Genomic DNA, 19,573 nt, shown 5'->3' with positions numbered 1-19,573 from the left:
CTCATGCAGACTCGCGGGCCGAGGTTCCGCCGTCGACTGCCAGCACCATGCCGGCGGTGCGGGTGGCCGCGGCGAAGTACAGCGCGGCCTCGCCGACGTCCTCGGGGGTCCCCTCCAGCGGCAACGGGCGGTCTCTGCGCATCTTCTCGCGCGTCTTCTGCACGAATTTGTCGACGGCTTCCGGGGCCAGGCCCGGGACGGACGACGCGAGGATGGGCGTCGGAACCCCGCCGGGCGCAAGGCAGTTGACGCTGATGCCCAGGGGGGCCAGTTCGGTGGCCACGCTGCGGCTGAAGTGGATGACCGCGGCTTTGGAGGCCCGGTAGGTCATCACGCCCCCGCCGGCCTGCAGACCCCCGATCGAGGCAACGTTGATGATGCTGCCGCCGTCGTGGCCGGCCATGTATCGCGCCGCCTCCCGGGTGCCGAGCATGACGCCCAGGACGTTGACCGACATGACCTTGGCGAAGTCGCTGAGGTCGGCCTGCAGGAAACTGCGGTGCATCGTGCTGGAGATGCCGGCGTTGTTGACCATCACGTCGAGCCCGCCGAAGTGCCGCACCGCCGCGTCGACCACGGCGCTGACATCCTCGGCGGACGAGACGTCGACCCGCTCGAACCGCGCGCGGCCCCCACACTCGCCGGCCAGTTGCCGGCCGGCGGCGTCGATGTCGGCGATGACCACCGAGGCGCCCGCATCGACGAACCTGCGCACGATGCCCAGGCCCAGCCCGGAGGCGCCGCCCGTGACGATGGCGACCTTGCCATCCAGCGTTGGGGTCATCGAGCGTCCTTTCGGGCTGCGGGATCCTCTCCGGAAAGTGTGCTACACGGACTATTCGATGGGTTCGTCGCCCAGCACCGTGGGGCGCAGCATCTCCCGCGCCGAGTTCGGGTCGTAGGGCGCCGCCCGGTGCAGCACCCCGCGGTTGTCCCAGATGCCGGTGTCACCGACCGACCAGGCCGCGCGGTGCCGCCGGGCGCGAACGCACAAACCCGGGGCGAATCACGCCGCCGCACACAGCAATTTCTTGCCGCCGTGGCCGCGGAGTTCGCCGCCGGAGCATAGCTGTGCGGCGGCCGGGAAAAGCGCATAATGACAAGCCATCAGCCACCGACAGGAGGCCACGATGGCAACACCCTACAAACTCCTGCAACTGGCGCTGGTTTTCGTGGGCGCCGTCATGCTCCTCGTCTATCCCCTGGCGGTGGTCTGGCCGTCGGGCTGGATGTGGCACTCCGGTGCGCCGTACCAGTCCGACTACTTCATGATGATCGTCGGCGTCTACGCCACCCTCGGCGTGTTCCTCATCAATGCGGCGCGCAGCCCGGAAACCAACCTGAGCCTGATCTGGTTCACGGCGTGGTCCAGCGCCGTGCACGCCGCGATCATGACCGTGCAATCCTTCGGCGACGGCCACCTGGGACACCTCTGGGGCGACGTGCTGGCACTGCTTTTCGTGGCCGTGGTGCTGGCGGTGCTCGTGCGGGCGTCGGGGATCAAACAACCGCCCGGCGATCGCTCACGGCTGGCGACGAGGTAACGCTTCGACCCACCGAGGCGCCCAGGGATGCCAGGAAGGCGACCGAGGAGCAGCGTCGGCTGCACGCCACGCTCGGTGCGGGTGGCAGCGACGGCACCCGGGTCCGCGCCGAGGGCTTCCCGGCCCGGCCGGTGGGCTCGCCAGCGTTGGCCTCGACGCTGCGGCAAGGGCAAGGACTGACCGAGGACGCCGAACTCGACAAGGCCTACCGCCAGCTACACGACGATCCCGAACTGGTTCCGGCTGAACGGATCTCATCGGACCCGGTTGTTGCCCTGGTGGCGGACTCCGGGTTGCCCAAGCATTCGCGGGCCGGTATCACCAAGACGACGTCAGGCGCCACGTAAAAGGTTAAGCTCCTGCTCGTGGGCACGAACGTGGTGGCCAACGGGCGGGGCCGCTGGCTGGCGATCGCCGCCTCGGTCGCGGTATCGGCCGCCATGGTCTACGCCCAGAGCACCGAACACCGGTGCTGCGTTCGGCATCCGACGGTCACCGCGGCCGGACCGCCACCCGCAGCGGCGGCCGCGTCGCCCACCGTCGCCCCCGCCGACGCGCCGCGCACCGCCAGTCCCGCGGAGGTGCAATCCCTCGCGGCGAACGCGCCCGCCGCCGCGCAGGACTTCCGGGTCGCACTGCCGCCCGGCGCCGCGCCCGAGCAGGGCCTTCAGGTCAAGACCGTCTGGGCCGCCCGCGCCATCAGCGTGTTGTTTCCGCAGATCAAGACCATCGGCGGCTTCCGGCAGGACCCTTTGAAGTGGCATCCGAACGGGTTGGCCATCGACGTGATGATCCCGAACTATCACAGCCCCGAGGGCATCGAACTCGGCAACGAAATCGCCGGATACGCCCTGGCGAACGCCCAGCGATGGGGAATCCTCCACGTGATCTGGCGGCAGAAGTTGTACCCGGGCATCGGCGCGCCGAGCTGGACCGCGGATTACGGCTCGGAAACGCTCAACCACTACGACCACGTCCACATTGCCACCGACGGCGGCGGATACCCGACCGGTCACGAAACGTATTACATCGGCTCGATGAGCCCCCAGCCGCCGGCGTGATCGGTTCCTGCACGTCAGCGGTGGCTACACCACCGATCTCGGCGATGCGGGGCGCCGGCACACCACGTGGCTGGAACAACATGCCACGAATACGCGACTATTGATACGTGGACTGTGACGTCGCCCGCGAGGCCCTGTCGGCCCGGATCGACGGCGAGCGGGAACCCGTCCCCGCTCGCCGGGTCGACGAGCACCTCGCGTCGTGTCCCGGCTGCCGCGAATGGCATTGCCGAGCCGTCGAGCAGACCCAGCAGTTGCGTCGGCTCGTCGGCCGTTCGCAAGTCGTCGCTGCGCCCGAGCCGCGCGACCGATCGCCGGCCCGGGCACCCGTTCGGGCGTGGGCGACTGCGAGAGGGCTGCAGTGGGCGCTCGGCGTGGTCGGCGTGATTCAGCTCGGTTTGGCCACCGCGCAAGGGTTCGGCGCTGATGTGGGAATGCCGGCCCGGGGGCAGGACGGGATGGCGAGTGGACATCTGCTCAACGAGTCGACGGCATGGTCGGCCGCGCTGGGCGTGGCGATGATCGTTGCGGCGTTGCGTCCGGCAGCCGCATCCGGGCTGGCCGCGGTCCTGGCGGTATTCAGCCTGGTTCTGGCGGGATTCGTGATCAACGACCTGACCTCGGGTGCGGTGACCCTCGTGCGGATCCTGACCCACCTGCCGGTCGTGGTCGGCACCGCATTGGCGCTGCTCATCTGGCGCGCAGCACGTCGAACCGAGCCCAGTCCCCGGTCGGGCGCCGTGCCGGGACCGGACGACGACCTCGTGTTACCCGCGAACGCCACTCGGGGGCGCCGCCGCGGGCATCTCTACCCGACGGACGGCTCCGCGGCCTGAAGCGTCGCCATGGCCCACAGCGATTTCGGGCAGCCGCGACTTTGCTACTACCAAAACTCGTAGACTGGGCGTTGAATTTGCCGGGCGGCGGAAGGCGACGACGATGGGCTCGAGTCGGGCAGCCTCACGGCGCACGGGCGGATTCGTGTTACTTGCCGGTTATCTCGCCGTGGCGGGCGCGACCGCCGGCTACGCGGTGGCATCAGGAGGCCGGCGTTTCGTCGCGACGGGTGACTCGTTTCCGGGATGGTTGACCGCCCTGGCCGAGACGGTCGGCTATTTCACCGCCACGCTGGCCGGGGCGCTGGTCATCGGCACGCTCGTCTACGTCGTGACGACGGCACACCCCGACGACCGCGGCGTCCTCGACGCCGACTCGTTCGGTCGCCACCGTTTTGCCGAGCGGGTGTCGTTGGTGTGGCTGGCCTCCGCGGCGGCGATGATCCCGATCCAGGCGGCTGACGACTCGGGCATCGCGGTTTCCCGGCTGGCCGACCCCGAAGCGCTTCGCGTCGCCCTCGGCGCCTCGGAGATGGCGCGGGGCTGGATCGCCGTTGCCGTATTTTCCGGTGTCACCGCGTTGGCGCTGCGGCTCACCGTGCGCTGGGTGTGGCATGTCGTGCTGCTGATTCCCTCGCTGATCGGCGTGATCGCCGTGCCCGTCAGCGGCAACGCCGGGCAGGGGCCCAACCACGACTACGCGACCAGCTCGGTGATCGTCTTCGCGGTTGCCCTCGGTGTGCTCACCGGCGTGAAGGTCTGCGCGATGCTGGCGCCACCGAGCGGCCCGCTGCAGCGGCGAGTGTTGCTGCTCGAACTGACCAGCGGGGCCGTGGCGCTGCTCTACGGCGCGCTACTGCTGCGGGTGATGCTGCCCCCGACCTCGCTGACCGGCTCCGACTACGGGCGGCTGGCAATGCTGGGCGCGGTCGCGCTGGCCCTGGTCTGGCTCGGCGACCTGGCAGCCCTCATCGGCGGGCGGGCCGGCCGCCTGCACTCGGGCCGCGGGACTGCTGCGGCAAGTGCGCTGGCGACCATCACGGCGGTGGCGGCAATGTCTGCCATGGCGGTCCAGACCGCACCGGGGCTGCTGGCGCACAAGTTCACCGTGTGGGACGTCTTTCTCGGCTATGAACTACCCCGCCCGCCGAGCGCGTTGCGGCTGGTGACGTTCTGGAGATTCGACACATTCCTGGGCACCGCGGCGCTCGTCCTGGCCGTGCTCTACGTGGCCGGCGTGGTGCGCCTGCGGCGGCGCGGCGACACCTGGCCTCCGGGACGCACGGTCGCCTGGCTGATCGGCTGTCTGGCGCTGGTGTTCGTGACGGGGTCGGGTGTCCGGGCTTACGGCTCGGCGATGTTCAGCGTTCACATGGTCGAGCACATGGCCGACAACATGTTCGTTCCGGTGTTCCTGGTGCTGGGGGCACCCGTCACCCTCGCGTTGCGAGCGCTCCCGGCCGCAGGCGGCGGTCATCCGCCCGGCCCGCGCGAATGGCTGGTGTGGCTCGTGCATTCACCGGTGACACGGTTCATCTCGCACCCGGTCACCGCCTTCGTGCTCTTCGTCGGCTCCCTGTACGTCGTCTACTTCACGCCGATGTTCGACACGCTGGTCCGGTATCACTGGGGCCACGAGTTCATGAGCGCCCACTTTCTGATCACGGGATACCTGTTCTTCTGGGGCATCATCGGCGTCGATCCGGGTCCGCGCCGGCTACCGTTCATCGGCCGTCTGGGTGTGCTGTTCGCGGTGATGCCGTTTCACGCGTTCTTCGGTATCGCGCTGATGACGATGACGTCGACGGTGGGCGGCAGGTTCTACTCGTATGTCGACCTGCCGTGGCTGTCCAGCGTCGTCGCCGACCAACACATGGGTGGGGCGATCGCCTGGGGCTCGAGCGAATTACCCATTCTGGTGGTGATCATCGCACTGGTGACGCAGTGGGCGCAGCAGGATCGGCGCGCCGCGTCGCGGGCCGATCGTCACGCCGAGGCGTCCTACGACGACGACCTCGACGCCTACAACGCGATGCTCAAAGAGCTGTCGCGGTCCCGCCGCTGACCGCGGGTTCGTCGGTTGCGCCGTGGTCGTCGCTTGGCTCGTGGGACAAGCCGATGTTGCGCAGCCGCAGGCTGTTGGACACCACGAAAAACGACGAGAACGCCATCGCCGCGCCCGCGATGAGCGGATTCAGCAGCCCGGCGGCGGCGATCGGTATCGCGGCGATGTTGTACCCGAAGGCCCACACCATGTTGATCCTGATGGTCCGCAGGGTGGCCCGGGCGAGATCGAGCGCCTGCGGCACGATGTCGAGGCTGTCGCGGACCAGGATGATGTCGGCGGCCCCGATCGCCACGTCGGTACCGCGTCCGATGGCCAGCCCCAGATCCGCCGACGCCAGCGCGGGCCCGTCGTTGATGCCGTCACCGACCATCGCGACGACCCGGCCACGGTCCCGCAATTGCTGGATGACATCGACCTTGCCCTCGGGCAGCACCTCGGCGATCACCTCGTCGATGCCCACCTGCGCGGCCACCGCGCCCGCGGCGGCCGCGTTGTCGCCGGTGAGCAGCAGCGTGCGCAGCCCCCGCCGATGCAGCGCGGCGACCGCTTCGGCCGCGGAATCCCTGACGGCGTCGGCGACCGCGATCGCGCCGCACACCACGTCGTCGACGGAGACGAAAACCACTGTCTCGCCCCGGCTCTCGCCTTCCCGGCGCGCTCTTTCGGCAGCCAGGGGAACCGGCAGCCGGCGGGACACCCAGGCCGGGCGGCCGACCGTCACCCGACGCTCGCCAACGGTCCCGGTGACTCCCCGCCCGGCGCTCGCCGCGAAGTCGGCAACCGGCAGGCGGTCGTCGGTGCCCGCCACGATCGCCGTCGCGACGGCATGCTCGGACGCGGCCTCGACGGCGGCCGCCAGAGCGAGCACGTCGCCGGGCTCCCATCCGTCCGCGGCGACGACCTCGGTCACCGCGAGCCGGCCGGTGGTCAGCGTTCCGGTCTTGTCGAACACCACGGTGTCGACGGCGCGGATGGTCTCCAGCGCCCGGTAGCCCTTCAGGAAGATGCCCAGCTGGGCGCCGCGACCCGAGGCCACCATCATCGCCGTCGGTGTGGCCAGCCCCAGGGCACACGGACAGGCGATCACCAGCACCGCCAGCGCGACCGAGAACGCACGGTCGGGCCCCGCTCCGCCGAGCAGCCAACCCGCGGCTGCCAGCAGCGCGATGGCGAAGACCGCGGGGACGAAAACCGCGGCGATGCGGTCGGCCAACCGTTGCGCATCGGCTTTCTGCGCCTGCGCCTGCTCGACCAGGCGGACCATTCCCGCAAACTGGGTGTCGGCGCCGACCGCGGCGGCCTCGACGATGAGCCGGCCGTCGCACACGACGGTGCCGCCGATCACGCTGGCACCCGGGTGTGCGTGCGCCGGTTTGGCCTCCCCGGTCATCGCGCTCATGTCGATCGCCGCGGCGCCGTCCACCACCAGGCCGTCGGCGGCAATCGTCTCCCCCGGCCGGACGACGAAGCGCTGCTGCTCTTTGAGCTCGTCGGCGGGGATCACCATCTCGCTGCCGTCGCGCAGCAGGACGGTGACGTTCTTGGCGCCCAGCGCCGCGAGCGCGCGCAACGCACTGCCCGCCCTCGATTTTGCGCGGGCCTCGAAATATCGCCCGGCGAGCACGAACACCGTGACACCCGCGGCCACCTCCAGGTAGATGGCGTCGCTGGCCAGCACCGCTTGCCACAACCCGTGGACCTCGCGGTGCCGGCTCGGGCCGAAGATGGTGCACAGTGACCACACCGTGGCGGAGGTGACCCCCACCGAGATCAGCGTTTCCATCGAGGTGGTGCCGTGCCTGGCGTTGCGCAGCGCGACGCGGTGGAACGGCCAGGCCGCCCAGGTCACGATCGGCGCGGCAAGCGCGGTCAGCACCCATGCCCACCCCGGGAATCGCATGCCGGGCACGACGGCGAACACCACCGACAGATCGGCAAGCGGCATGAACAGGACCGCGGCGACCAGGAGCCGCCGCAGCAGGCTGCGGGCCTGCAGCTCATCCGGATCGACCCGGTCAACCGCCCGGTGCGACCGCGGCCCGGCCTCGTATCCGGCCCGGCGCACCACCTCGCACAGATCCGCGGTGGCGATCGTCTCAGGGGCGTCGATGGTGGCGACCCGGGTCGCGAAATTCACCGACGCCTGCACGCCGTCAACCTTGTTGAGCTTGTTCTCCACGCGGGCGGCGCACGCGGCACACGACATCCCCGACACGTCCAGCTCGATCCGGCGAGCCTGCGGCGCGTCGGACCCAGCCGCAGCGGTCAGCGTCATGGTCCTCCTCGCTTTGGGCTCGCTTTGCCCTACTCCAGCTAGTCGCGTCTCCAGGGTCATGAGTTCCCGACCGGGCGAAATTCACCGCTCTCACCTGACCAAGCTACCCGTCCTGACGCGGCCGGCAACGCCGCCCGATGCCCGCGCGACCCGGATCGGCCTTCCCGAGGCGTGGAACGGCCCTTCGATGACCTAGTGTTGTTGACGTGGGCGAGCGCGGCGACGATGACAAGGTCACCTCGTGGGCGCTGGCGGCCGGTCGCGGCGACTCCGGGGCCCTCGATCATTTCGTCAGGGCTACCGAGCGCGACGTCTGGCGTGTTGTGGCATTCCTGGCCGATCCCGCCAGCGCCGACGACCTGACCCAGGAGACCTTCCTGCGCGCGCTGCGGTCACTGCCGAGTTTCACCGGCCGCTCGTCGGCGCGGACCTGGCTGCTGTCCATTGCCCGTCGCGTCGTCATCGACCAGATCCGTCACAACCAGAGACGACCGCGCACCAGCTACGCCGCCGACCTGGAGGGTCTGCTCGACAGCCGCCGCGGGACGGCCCGATTCGAAGACATGGTCGAGATCAGGATGCTGCTCGACGCCTTGGACGCCGATCGCCGTGACGCGCTGGTGCTGACACAGGTGCTCGGGCTGACCTACGCCGAGGCAGCCGAGGTCTGCGGATGTCCGATCGGCACCGTCCGGTCTCGCGTCGCGCGCGCCCGCGACGATCTCCTCGAGGCCGCGCAACGCGACGACCAGACGGGCTGAGCGGGCCGCCGGCCCGGGACATGCATCGGGTGCGCGTGTCGGATACTTCTGCGGGTCAGCCGAATTCGACGAGAGTCACCGGAGCCCGGAGGCGGTCGAGTTGGGGCAGGCGGTAGGACAGCGGAGTAACCCACCGCAGGAGCCTGCCGCGCCCCGGGGGGTAGCGGAGTTCGCGCACCGTGCGGATCCCGGGTATCGCGGCCAACTCGTCGTACTGGTTGGCGGTGAACGAAAACGACATCGGCGGGGCCGTGTAATCCTCACTGAGCTTGAAGCCGCGGCGCCGAGAATACGCGCTCAACAACCACGGGACGCTGTCGAAAACCAGCTGCCCGCAGCGAAACCGGTTGGCGCAGGCCGCGATCAGATCGCGAACACCGCACCGCGCTGCAGGTACTGAAACAGGCCCTCGGCGGTCGCTCGCGGAGTTGGCCGTGGCCGGGTCACCGCACGGGCTCGACTTCACCGTCGTTCGACTGCCGCGGGTCCTCGGCGAGGGCCACCAATTGCGCGACACGGCGGATGTTTTGGTCTCGGTTGTCGATGCGTGCATCGCGTCGGGCGCCTACCCCACCCTGACGTTGACCGAAGAAGTCACCACGGCCCGGGCCGCGGCGAGGGCGATCCTCGGGCTGCTGCCGGAGTCGGCGGGGCCGGCCGAACCGGGACGCGGCATCACCGTCGTGCACGGCGAGCAGGTCTCAGACACGGAGTTGCTCGGCGGCTACGCGCTCGACGAACTCGAGGTCACGGAGTGGAAGCGCACGCTCGACCAAAGCAATTGGGCAAGGATGAATCCGCGACGGTGGTCGGTGGTCGACGCCTGGGTGAGCCTGGGCATGCAATGGGGCGGGCGCCGTTACACCGAGTACCTTGCCGAGGCTCCGACCATCGCGCTCGGACTCGACCACGTCGCCGAGCTTTCCGCGAGCCCACCGTCGATCCGGTCGCTGTTGGCGCAAGACTTTCTGAGCCGTCGAAAAACGTTGGCAGACGGTCCCGCCGGTGCCCTGGTCGATTCGCCGGTGGGCTTCGTCAACGGGCATGCCACGAAGACATCAGCCAGCGCAGCAGCAGCGTCGCGGCGACGATGAGCGCCCGCAACGGCGAAAGCTGTTGAGGCTCAGCGCAGTCATCGTTTCCGCCGGCTCCCTCGGAGCGTTCCGCAGCGCCATAACCGGCCTTGTGCACGGCCGCGCAGAGGGCGGACACCGCGATGCCGGGAGCGGCCTCGACGGTCGCCACCCGGGCGCCGAAGTCAACCGACGCCCGCACCCCGTCGATCCTGTTCGGCGCCTTCTCGACGCGCCGCGCGCACGCCCCGCACGACAACCCTTTCAGGTCGAGTTCGACTCGCCGGACTTCCGCCGTACCGGGCCCGGGTGCTGCTGCCATTTCAGTCAATGCCATTCCTCACCGTCTCGCCGCGCTGCCGCTGTCCCGGCTAGTGGTCGTCGATCGGCTGCGCCGAGTTCCCGAATTGGGTTGGTCCACCACGGTGATTACCTGCTCTTCCTCCACGCTGTCGGACACATCGGCCCAACGTCGCGGCAAGAACGCACAGAGTCGTCAGGCCGACGGTGAGCACGGCCACGCGGGCCCACCGGCCGTGACGACCATCGCCACCACGATGCCGGCCAAAACCGCGCTCATCTAGCCCGCCGCCGAGTCGGCACGAGGCGCCGGGCCGGGTCGCCGGCCCGTGCCAGGCGCGGTGGCTTCGTCCTCGACGAGGGTGAAGTAGTTTTCTTCCTCCTGGACGAAGTGCAGCCGCAGCAGGGCGTACAGGCCATACAGGCAGGCCAACAGGTCGTCGACCTGGTCGGGTTGGATCGCTCCGGCCGATTGCGCCAGCGCCACATGCGTGCCGACGCGTTCGGCGAGACGCTGGATCTCGGCGTGGGTGCGGCTCATGGTCGCGGTGGCCTCGTCGCCGCCCAGCGGCCGCGCCAAGGCGGGATAGAGCAGGGTTTCCTCCGCGCGTTCGTGCGGCAGGATCCGCTCGGTGAGCAAGCCGTGCGCGGTGCTCAGCGATTCCAGTGCCGCGGCGTCCGGCCCCTCGGCCAGGCGGTCGGCGCTGTCGCGCAGCAGCCCGAGGGTGTCGCGGAGTTCGTCGTGTTCGGCCGCGAAGCGCCGCAGCATCTGCTCGGTGTTGGTGGGCAACGCCAGTTCCGTGTGCGGATTGCCGCGCAGGGCCCGCAGCGCGTTGAGGATCACCGCGACATCGATGCCCTCCTGCAGCAACGCACCCGCGGCCGGCGGCAGCCAGCCCAGCGCGGCGATCACCATCGCCAACAGCGACAGGCTCATACCCGCCACCGCGCTCTGCACGGCGATGCGCCGCGACCAGCGCGCGATGTCCATCGCGTCGGCGAGCCGGTCGACACGATCGGTGGTCAGCACGATGTCGGCGGCCTCCGAGGACGCGGTGGCCCCGCGGGCGCCCATCGCCACACCCACCGTCGCCGCCGCCAGCGCCGGCGCGTCGTTGATACCGTCGCCCACCATCACCGTCACCGCGCGGTCCCGCTCGGCGCGCACCGCCGCGACCTTGTCGGCGGGGCTTTGCTCGGCATAGACCTCGTCGAGGCCCAGCACCGTGGCGACCTCGCGCGCCGGTTCGGCACGGTCACCGGTGAGCATCACCAGCCGATTGAAGCCGGCCGCACGCAGCCGGCGTATCGTGCGGGGTGCTTGGCGGCGCAACGGATCCCGCAACAGCACCGCACCGGCAGGCTCGCCGTCGACGCACATCCAGGCGATGGCCGCGCCGTCCAGACGCGCCCGGTTGACCACTCCCCCCGCCCACGCGCCACGCACGGAGTCGGCGGGCAGTTTGCCGACGGTCACCCGGCGCTCGTCGATGGTGGCGGTGACACCGCGGCCCGGCTCCTCGAGCACATCGGCGGGCAAGGACAGCTCGATGCCGCGCGCGAGGGCCTCCGTCACGATGGCCTCGGCCAGCACGTGCGGGGAGAGCTGATCCACCGAGGCCGACAGCCGCAAGACCTCGGTCGCATCACCGCCGGGCGCGGCGATCACGTCGACGACCACCGGACGGCCCATCGTCAGCGTGCCGGTCTTGTCCATCACCAAAGTCGTTGCGTGCCCGAGGTTTTCCAGAGCGCCACCGCCGCGGATGATCACCCCGGCCCGGGACGCGCGCGACAGGCCGGAGACGATCGCCACCGGCGCCGCCAGCAGCAGCGGACACGGAGTCGCGACCACCAGCACGGCCACCGCCCGCACGGCCGACCCGCTGGCCAGCCACGCCCCGCCGGCCAGCAGCAGCGCCAGCGGCAGGAACCACGCCGCGTAGCGGTCGGCCAACCGCACGATCGGGGCGTTTTCCGCGCCCGCCTGCTGGGCCAGCCGCACGATGCCGGCGTAGGTGCTGTCTTCGGCCGTCGCGGTGGCACGCAACTCGAACGCGTTGCCCGCGTTGACCACTCCGCTGCGAACGAGTTCGCCGACACCGCGTTCGGCCTGCAGCGGCTCACCGGTCAGCACCGACTCGTCCAACACCGCGACCACGTCGACCACGCGGCCGTCCACCGGCACCACCTCACCGGGCCCGACGATCAGCAGGTCGTCGACGACCACGTCGGCCAGTGGGATCACGCTGACTTGCGTGCCGTCGCGTCGCCGCGCGAAGCGTGGCGCCCACTCCAGCAGGGCCCGCAGATCGTGGGAGGCGCGCCGCGTGGCCGCCGCGTCCAACGCACGGCCACCGGCCAGCATCACCGCGATCAACGCCCCGGCCAGATATTCGTGGACGAGCAGGGTGCCCACCAGGGCGAGCACGGCGATGACGTCCACGCCCAGCCGTCCCCGGCGCAACGCCACCGCCACCCACACCAAGGCCGGCAGCACCGCCAGCACCGTCCCGGCGATCCAGCAACCGTCGGCGACCTCGCGCCACCCGGTGAGCCACGCGATCCCGCCGGCGGCCAGCGCGCCGACCGTGAGCACCACCAGGACCGGCTCGATCAGCGGACGCAGTCGCGCAATCCCCCGCACGCTCCCAGGTCCCGTACCGCCCGTCACCATTGATCCTTCCGGTCGCTCCCGGCCGTCTGGTCAGAGTCGACCAGTCGAGGCCGCCGCGTACTAGGGTCGCAATACCTCATCGTGGAGGGAGTTAGGTTCCGGCGGGGCCCAAACTCGGCCGGCTGGGGCCGAACGGTCCTACCGATCCGCGGCCGACTCGCCAATAGTTCGGTCCGACGTCGGGCCAATCCAACGCTGCGCGGGTGCAACGCCAAATGCCCACGGCTCAGGTCGCCCGGTTACTGATCCCCGTCGCCGCGTGTCGCCATTGACCTCGCCCGACACGTAAGGTGCGTCGACGTCGCGGAATGTGCCTTCCTGACGCCGCCTCCGGTGTGTCGCCGGCATTGCCGGCCAGGAACCGATCCGGAAGTGCCAACGTGGAAATGATGCGAAAGGTGAGCAGGTACTGGCGAACAAGCGGACCGGTCGTATACGGCAGGTCGTAGGTGGCGCACACCGCCCGGACCCGTTGGGCGATCTCCGCATAACGGTTGCTCGGCAGATCGGGGAAAAGGTGGTGTTCGATCTGGTAGCAAAGATTTCCACTCAGGAAGGCCAACACCGGCCCAGCGTCAAAGTTCGCGGTACCCAGCATTTGTCGCAGATACCATTCGGGCTTCGTCTCACCCTCCAGCACGGCCGCGGTGAACTTCTCTGCGCCGTGCGGAAAGTGCCCGCACACGATCACGACATACGCCCACACGTTGCGTAGCAGGTTGGCGGCCACGTTCGCCGTGAGTGTGCGGCGCCATCGTCGAAGACTGAGAGCGGGAAAGAATACATAGTCCTTCCCGCCCTGCCGAGCCATCTTGCGGATCAGCGCTCGGGTATCGGCAGACTTCTGCGCGTCGGTCGCCGCGCGCTCATGCTCCGAATGCAAGCCGTGCATCGCGATGCCCCATTCGAACATGACGGCCAACAGCACGTTTCGCAAGGGCTGGAAGAGATTGCTGCGCCGCCACTCCTGGTCGCGGGTTACCCGCAGGACACCGAAACCGAGGTCGTCGTCCACCCCGATGACATTGGTGAACATGTGGTGCCGATAGTTGTGGGAGTACCGCCACTGCGACGACAGACCCGCCATGTCCCACTCCCACGTGTTGGAGTGGATCTCGGGGTCGTTCATCCAATCCCATTGGCCGTGGCCGATATTATGGCCAAGTTCCATGTTCTCGACACTCTTGGCCACCGCGAGCGCGAGGGTACCGAGCGCCCAGCCCATCTTGCTGCGGGTGCCGGCGATAACCAGGCGCGCCGCGATCTCGAGAAATCGCTGAAACGCGATGGTGCGCTGAATGTATGCCCTGTCCTCTTTGCCGCGCGAACCCTCGATGTCGCGGCGGATCGCTTCCAAATCGGCTCCGAGCGCCTCGAGGTCCGCGTCGCTCAGATGGGCGTATGCGGCTACGTTCGTTATTGCCATCGACGCATCCCGGGTATCTCGACGAGGTGGGTATTCGCCCGGCTCGCGGCCGGACGGGATTCGGGCGGCGGCACCATCATGGTCATGTCCGTTCTTAGCGGCATAGTTATCGTGACCCGGGCGTGCGCGCCGACCCGGTTGTGTCATCGGGTAAATCGAGTCGGGTGGACAGCCCACTGAGCAGGATGTCAAGTCCGCGGTCGAGTTCGATCAGCCCATCGTAGGCGGCCCAAGTCGGCGCGAGCGAGCGCAGCCGGGGGAATTCGCTGATCCGCAGCCGGTGCAAGCCCAGACGCAAGACGTCGTCGGTCTCCTCGGGTCGTTCGAGGACCTCCTGCAACTCGGTGAGCACATGACCGTAGAGGAACCCGAACAGTGCCCGGTACACGAAGACCGCGTCGACCCCGCTGAAGCCCGCCCCAATCAGTAGCGCGAGCACATCTTCGAGTTGTCGGAGCATGCCCTGTGGCCGCATCCCGAGCGGCGTCGCAATGGGCCGGGTGACTAAGAGCGGCACCACGTTTGGGTGTGCACACGCTAAATCACGGAAGTCATGGGCGAGGTCCCGCAGGGCGGCCGCCCAGCCCGGACGTGCGGTATCCAGCGATAATTGCTCGAAGACCATCTCGACCACCCCATCGAGCACGGCGGCCTTGTTCGGCACATGCCGGTAGAGCACCATCGGATCCCGGCCGACCGCCTCGCCGAGGCGACGCATCGACAGCCCCTCGACGCCATCACGATCGATGATCTCCAGCGCACTGACCAAGATTGCCGCACGGGTGATTCGGCTGCCCTCCTCGTCCTCGCCGTGGGAATCCGGCTCGCCGGCCTGCCCGGAACCTGATAGTCCAGCTGACTGCGTCATCAAGCACCTAGCCGACCACGGGCCCGGCCCCGGCCGAGCGGTGGATCGTTCGCCGATCCGTAGCGCCGCCTTCGGAATCCCACGTTGACTTCGCGGCAGCCATTTCTTTGCGTCCGGCGGCCCGGCGCATGCCCGCCCGGAGGACTTCCCCGGCGGTGAGGTACGGCCGATCGGTAGCTGCTGGCATCGACCTGCCCATGGCCCGCTGGTTGGTGATAACTCGCGCTTCGGCGATGTGCGTCATCTTGTCTCTGTCTGCCCACATAAGCGAGCTGCTGGCCGGGCCCGCGGCGTTCGCCGAGTCGCCCGCGTCGATAACGCTCTGCAGCGGTGTCTGACTCACGTTGTGGATGGGGCGGTTGTGGATGAGGCGGTTGTGGATGGGGAGCTCTCTCACGGCGTGCTCACGGCGTGGGGGTCTTAGGATGCCGGACCGTGTTGTTCCTGAGCCGGCGGTTGTGCATGGGTTCCCGCTCCGCCTTCTGGTGTTCAATCTGGCGAATCAGCTCGTGCTTTGCTTCGCCGAGGGCGTGGGTTACGTCCGGGTTGTCAGCAACCGCTACCAATGGCGGAAAGCCGGGCAGGCTCGTGCGCAATGTGACGCGCTGCTCCTTGCCGCCGCGGTCCTGTAGGGAGACATCCACGACCACGTCGTCAGGATTCCACCTTCCCAGGTGCGGCGCGAGCGTCGACAATGCCTCCACCACGTGGGGGCGCTCATTCTCTTTGAATCCCGCACCCACATGAAGCATGATGCCCCCGAAGACATCTCGTTGTTCGTCCTCAGAGTTTGTCATCGTGGTCTCATTTCGGGTGGCCTCATTTCGGGCGGTCTCGTTTTCGGTTGTCGCGCAGTCGGCGACATTGCCGCTGCGGTGATCGCGCCGGGTGCGGACCCGAGCGCTGCTTTTTCCATCGGGGCCGCTCTTCGTTGACTACAGCGCGGGCACGCGGTTCGGGCACGCATAGTTGGGGTTGTCGCGATGCATGTCGGCTTTGCGCAGTGACCGCACCCGATGTCCGGGACAGAATCGCAAACCGCATCGACCACGGCAGCAAACTCGAGTGGGCACTGCCTTTCGAATATTTCGGGTTCGTAACTCTGTCAAAACGACTCTGTCAAAACGCTTGCTAAATGACTTTGTCTACGTTGTATGCCTACTTTGTCACAGTACACCGCTGGCCGCCTCGGGGTAGGTCGTGGTGGGTAGTCGGGACATGACATCACCGCCTCTCGAGAAGACCGCCTCTCGAGAAGGCGGACGCGGGTGCGTGCCTCTGCGCAACCATGGCATGCGGCCACGAACTGGTGCACCGGATTGGGCGGGGCTGAGGATAGGCGCAGGCAGCGCGAGCGCTGCTGTCATGAATGCGGTCAATAACGCGGCATGAGCCCGTTGCCTCATCCGAAAAGACCACAGTCTGGAATCTCCCCCTTGAAGAATGGCCCCAGCGCGGTCATCTCGACTGCGAACCGGCGCCGATGTTGCGGGCGTGTCAACGGCTGGCCGAAGGGTCGCAGTGCGTGAGTTCGCGGGGTCGGCGGACCCGCGGCGACGGCAGCCACTGCGCGTACTGTCGGGCGTGGGTGACGCCAATGTATGCGTGATCAGCAGGAGTGTCCGGGTGATGTGTGGTAGCGGTGAGATGGGGTAGCGATTCGATAGCGGGTCCCGCGAACCGGGTGATCGCCACCGTGCAGAACGGTGTCGAGGTGCTGCGGTTCGGCGGCTTTCAGACCGGATCCCGTCCGTCGCCGTTTCAGATCGTGGAGCGGTCCGACATGTACCGGCTACGAAGGTACTTCCCCGACAAGGCGAACGACGCGCCACGGCCGCCGGTAGTACTTGTGCCGCCGATGATGATGTCGGCCAACGTGTTTGACGTCACCAGAGACCAGGGCGCGGTCGGTGTCCTGCACGATCTTGGTGTGGACCCGTGGGTGGTGGACTTCGGCTCACCGGATCGGGAAACCGGCGGGCTCGAACGTACGTTGAGCGACCATGTCGTCGCGCTGAGCCGGGTCATCGACTCGGTACGTGCACACACCGGCCGCAAGGTGCATTTGGCGGGCTACTCGCAGGGCGGCATGTTCTGCTATCAAACCGCGGCCTACCGACGTTCCGTGGGCCTGGCCAGCGTCATCACACTGGGTAGCGCCGTCGATGCGCTCAGCGGTCTGCCGTTCGGAATTCCCGCGGCCCTGGCGGGCCGTGCCGCCCAGCTGGTCGCCGACCACGTGTTCAACCGTCTCTCGGTATCCGGATGGATGGCCCGTACCGGGTTTCAGCTTCTGGACCCGGTCAAGACGGTCCGGGCGAGATGGGACTTTCTACGGCAACTCCATGACCGGGAGGCGTTGCTGCCCCGGGAACAGCAACGCCGCTTCCTTGAGGCGGAGGGCTGGGTGGCATGGTCGGGCCCTGCGGTCGCCGAACTGTTACGGCAGTTCGTGGTGCATAACCGCATGATGGCCGGCGGCGCCGTGATCGACGGCACGTTGATCACGCTCGCGGAAATCACCTGTCCGGTCCTTGCTTTCATCGGCGAGATCGACGACATCGGCCAACCCGCGTCCGTGCGAGGAATCCTGCGGGCCGCCCCCCGGGCCGAGGTGTCCGAGGCGTTATTGCGCGCAGGCCATTTTGGGCTCGTTGTCGGATCGACCGCCGCCACGCGTACCTGGCCCACCGTCGGTCAATGGGTGCTGTGGCAAGACGGCCGAGGCCCCAGGCCCGATGGCGTTCATGCGATGGAGCCCGACCCCGGCGTCGGGGTCGATGGCGCGGTCGGGCTGTCGTCGCATATCGGTCGCTCGGCCGGTGTACTGGCCGAACTGGGCATCGGCGTGGGCCTGGGTTTGGCCGATGCCGCGGTGGGAGCGGCGCGCAGCGGCAGGGAGATGGCCGGGGAGGCCGTACGCACTCTTCCCCGGCTCGCCCGACTCGGTCGGCTGCAACCCCATACCCGGGTGTCGTTGGGCGGGTTGATGGCCGAACAGGCGAACAGAGCGCCCGAAGAGGAATGCTTTCTCTTCGAGGATCGGGTCCACACCAACGCAGCGGCCGAGCGCAGCATCGACGACGCGGTGCGCGGCCTCATCGCCGTCGGTGTCCGGCAGGGAGCCCACATCGGTGTGTTGATGGACACCAGCCCCAACGCCGTGACCGCGATCGCGGCACTGTCGCGGATCGGCGCGGTGGCGGTGCTACTACCCCCGGACGACGACCTCACCGCCGCCGTCCAGCTGTGCGAGGTAGCCGATATCATCACGGACCCCTACCATCTGGCGGCGGCTACCGCGACCGACGCCAGGGTGCTCGTCCTCGGTCACGGCCGCACCGCGAACCTCGGCCGGACGGATTCGGATCGGGTCGTCGAAATGGACCGCCTCGACCTGTCCGTTGCGCCGCTCCCCCAGTGGTATCGGCCCAACCCGGGCCGTGCAGCCGATCTCGCGTTCGTGTTCTTCAGCACGACGGGAGGACGCCGGGTGGTCAAGGAGGTCACCAATCATCGGTGGGCGCTGTCGGCCTACGGCACGGCCACTGCCGCCGTGCTCGGCCGCGGTGACACCGTCTATTGCCTGGCCCCGCTGCATCATCCGTCGGGTCTGATGGTCGGCCTCGGCGGCGCGGTCGCCGGCGGGTCGCGAATCGCCTTGACCCGGGGGGTCAACCCGACGCGGTTCGCCGACGAAATCCACCGTTACGGGGTCACGGTGGTGACCTATACCTGGGCCATGCTGGGCGAACTGGTGGAGGCGGCGTCGCCCGAGCTTGCCGAACATCATCCGATCCGGCTGTTCATCGGAGCCGGAATGCCGATCGGGCTGTGGCGCAAGGTCACCGACCGATTCGCTCCCGCCCGCGTGCTGGAATTCTATGCATCCACCGAGGGGGACGCGGTGCTGGCCAATGTTGCCGGCACGAAGACCGGGGCCAAGGGTCGGCCGCTGCCGGGCAGCGCCGAGATTCGGCTCGGAGGCTACGACGCCGCGACGGGCCGGTTTACCGAGGACGACCACGGGTTCGTGCGCGCCTGCGCGGATGAAGAGGTGGGCGTGCTGCTGGCGAAGCCGCGCTCCGGACTCGATGCCGCACGTGTCTCAATGCGTGGCGTATTCGCCAAGGGAGACACGTGGATCACCACAGACCATCTGTTTCGCCGCGACACCGCCGGCGACTACTGGTTCGTCGACAACAGAAACACCGTGATCCAGTCGGCGCGCGGACCGGTCTTCTGCCAGCCGATTTGCGACGCGCTCGGCGACATCACCATGATCGACCTGGCCGTGGTGTATCCCGTTGCGACCGAAACGCACGATGTTGCGGTGGCGGCCGTGACGGTTGGCAAAGACGGCGTCCTCACTGGGGCTAGCCTGGGGGCCAGCCTGACCACCGCGTTGGGCGGCCTCCCCCGCGACCAGCGTCCCGCCATCGTCCACATTGTCGACCACATACCGCTCACGCCCTCCTACCGGCCACTGTCGACCGAACTGCGAGAGGCCGGGCTGCCGGCGCCGGGGGAATCGACCTGGTACCACGACCTCGCTGATGGTCACTATCGACAAGCGGCCACCGCGGCGACACACCACGACGTCTAGCCCGAAGTTGCGACGGGTTCCCGCGCGGAATTGAGGTGTGACCTGAGGATACTGGTTGATCAGGTCACGAAAGTGTAG

General features: G+C 68.5%; 16 protein-coding genes and 2 pseudogenes. 9 read left to right on the top strand and 9 right to left on the bottom strand.

The features are described from left to right. Position 1 precedes the first annotated feature (1 nt). Positions 2-784: an SDR family oxidoreductase gene (locus FPZ47_RS08425; RefSeq protein ID WP_144950605.1), complete on the bottom strand. Its 783-nt coding sequence runs from the start codon at positions 782-784 to the stop codon at positions 2-4. Positions 785-835: 51 nt separating this feature from the next. Beyond that, positions 836-970 (bottom strand): annotated as a pseudogene (locus FPZ47_RS08420) (TauD/TfdA family dioxygenase); the annotation flags it as partial. A 160-nt stretch (positions 971-1,130) separates the two neighbouring features. Between FPZ47_RS08420 and FPZ47_RS08415 the strand changes: the two are divergent. From FPZ47_RS08415 to FPZ47_RS08395, 5 genes are all read left to right on the top strand, one after another. Beyond that, positions 1,131-1,544 (top strand): DUF6632 domain-containing protein, encoded by a 414-nt coding sequence (locus tag FPZ47_RS08415; protein WP_144950603.1) that lies wholly within the window; start codon positions 1,131-1,133, stop codon positions 1,542-1,544. A 146-nt stretch (positions 1,545-1,690) separates the two neighbouring features. Next, positions 1,691-1,891 carry a hypothetical protein gene (locus FPZ47_RS08410; RefSeq protein WP_144950601.1) on the top strand — a complete coding sequence of 67 codons (201 nt, stop codon included), beginning with the start codon at positions 1,691-1,693 and terminating at the stop codon, positions 1,889-1,891. A gap of 18 nt (positions 1,892-1,909) precedes the next feature. Further along, on the top strand, positions 1,910-2,605 hold the full coding sequence (locus tag FPZ47_RS08405) for a VldE C-terminal domain-containing protein (protein ID WP_144950599.1): 696 nt from the start codon (positions 1,910-1,912) through the stop codon (positions 2,603-2,605). A 107-nt stretch (positions 2,606-2,712) separates the two neighbouring features. After that, a complete protein-coding gene (locus FPZ47_RS08400; protein WP_144950597.1) occupies positions 2,713-3,441 on the top strand; it encodes a DUF2275 domain-containing protein in 729 nt (242 codons plus the stop codon). Between the two features lie 103 nt (positions 3,442-3,544). Next, positions 3,545-5,506: a cytochrome c oxidase assembly protein gene (locus FPZ47_RS08395; RefSeq protein WP_144950595.1), complete on the top strand. Its 1,962-nt coding sequence runs from the start codon at positions 3,545-3,547 to the stop codon at positions 5,504-5,506. Here FPZ47_RS08395 and FPZ47_RS08390 read toward each other — a convergent pair. Next, complete coding sequence (locus tag FPZ47_RS08390; protein ID WP_144950593.1) at positions 5,478-7,784, bottom strand: heavy metal translocating P-type ATPase; 2,307 nt, start codon at positions 7,782-7,784, stop codon at positions 5,478-5,480. The genes FPZ47_RS08395 and FPZ47_RS08390 overlap by 29 nt on opposite strands. Positions 7,785-7,990: 206 nt before the next feature. Between FPZ47_RS08390 and sigC the strand changes: the two genes are divergently transcribed. Then, entirely contained in the window at positions 7,991-8,545 is a 555-nt protein-coding gene (sigC, locus tag FPZ47_RS08385; protein ID WP_144950591.1) for an RNA polymerase sigma factor SigC, read from the top strand. 55 nt (positions 8,546-8,600) lie between these two features. On the opposite strand, the pseudogene FPZ47_RS08380 reads toward sigC, so the two are convergent. Continuing rightward, positions 8,601-8,962: pseudogene (locus FPZ47_RS08380) on the bottom strand (class I SAM-dependent methyltransferase); the annotation flags it as partial. A 17-nt stretch (positions 8,963-8,979) separates the two neighbouring features. Here FPZ47_RS08380 and FPZ47_RS08375 point away from each other — a divergent pair. After that, the gene (locus FPZ47_RS08375; RefSeq protein WP_144950589.1) at positions 8,980-9,639 is read left to right on the top strand and encodes a hypothetical protein; all 660 of its coding nucleotides are present in this window, start codon (positions 8,980-8,982) and stop codon (positions 9,637-9,639) included. On the opposite strand, the gene FPZ47_RS08370 is transcribed toward FPZ47_RS08375, so the two are convergent. Then, positions 9,581-9,940 (bottom strand): cation transporter, encoded by a 360-nt coding sequence (locus FPZ47_RS08370; protein ID WP_144950587.1) that lies wholly within the window; start codon positions 9,938-9,940, stop codon positions 9,581-9,583. The two genes, FPZ47_RS08375 and FPZ47_RS08370, sit on opposite strands and share 59 nt — an antisense overlap. A gap of 52 nt (positions 9,941-9,992) precedes the next feature. On the opposite strand from FPZ47_RS08370, the gene FPZ47_RS08365 reads away from it, so the two are divergent. After that, a complete protein-coding gene (locus FPZ47_RS08365) occupies positions 9,993-10,202 on the top strand; it encodes a hypothetical protein (RefSeq protein ID WP_144950584.1) in 210 nt (69 codons plus the stop codon). Here the strand turns inward: FPZ47_RS08365 and FPZ47_RS08360 are convergent. The 4 genes from FPZ47_RS08360 to FPZ47_RS08345 all read right to left on the bottom strand — a co-directional run bounded on the left by FPZ47_RS08360 (position 10,199) and on the right by FPZ47_RS08345 (position 15,686). Then, positions 10,199-12,595 carry a heavy metal translocating P-type ATPase gene (locus FPZ47_RS08360; RefSeq protein ID WP_144950582.1) on the bottom strand — a complete coding sequence of 799 codons (2,397 nt, stop codon included), beginning with the start codon at positions 12,593-12,595 and terminating at the stop codon, positions 10,199-10,201. The genes FPZ47_RS08365 and FPZ47_RS08360 overlap by 4 nt on opposite strands. Before the next feature lie 226 nt (positions 12,596-12,821). Further along, on the bottom strand, positions 12,822-14,021 hold the full coding sequence (locus FPZ47_RS08355) for a fatty acid desaturase family protein (RefSeq protein WP_144950580.1): 1,200 nt from the start codon (positions 14,019-14,021) through the stop codon (positions 12,822-12,824). A 106-nt stretch (positions 14,022-14,127) separates the two neighbouring features. Further along, positions 14,128-14,889, bottom strand: a complete 762-nt coding sequence (locus FPZ47_RS08350; RefSeq protein ID WP_144950659.1) for a TetR/AcrR family transcriptional regulator C-terminal domain-containing protein — start codon at positions 14,887-14,889, stop codon at positions 14,128-14,130. A gap of 404 nt (positions 14,890-15,293) precedes the next feature. Further along, a complete protein-coding gene (locus FPZ47_RS08345) occupies positions 15,294-15,686 on the bottom strand; it encodes a hypothetical protein (protein ID WP_246133349.1) in 393 nt (130 codons plus the stop codon). 845 nt (positions 15,687-16,531) lie between these two features. On the opposite strand from FPZ47_RS08345, the gene FPZ47_RS08340 reads away from it, so the two are divergent. Further along, complete coding sequence (locus FPZ47_RS08340; protein ID WP_144950578.1) at positions 16,532-19,495, top strand: AMP-binding protein; 2,964 nt, start codon at positions 16,532-16,534, stop codon at positions 19,493-19,495. Positions 19,496-19,573 lie beyond the last annotated feature (78 nt).

The organism is Mycobacterium helveticum, assembly GCF_007714205.1.
GTDB classification, from domain to species: Bacteria; Actinomycetota; Actinomycetes; order Mycobacteriales; family Mycobacteriaceae; genus Mycobacterium; species Mycobacterium helveticum.
Note: the sequence above shows the minus strand (reverse complement) of the source record. Positions and strands in the feature narration are given on the sequence as shown.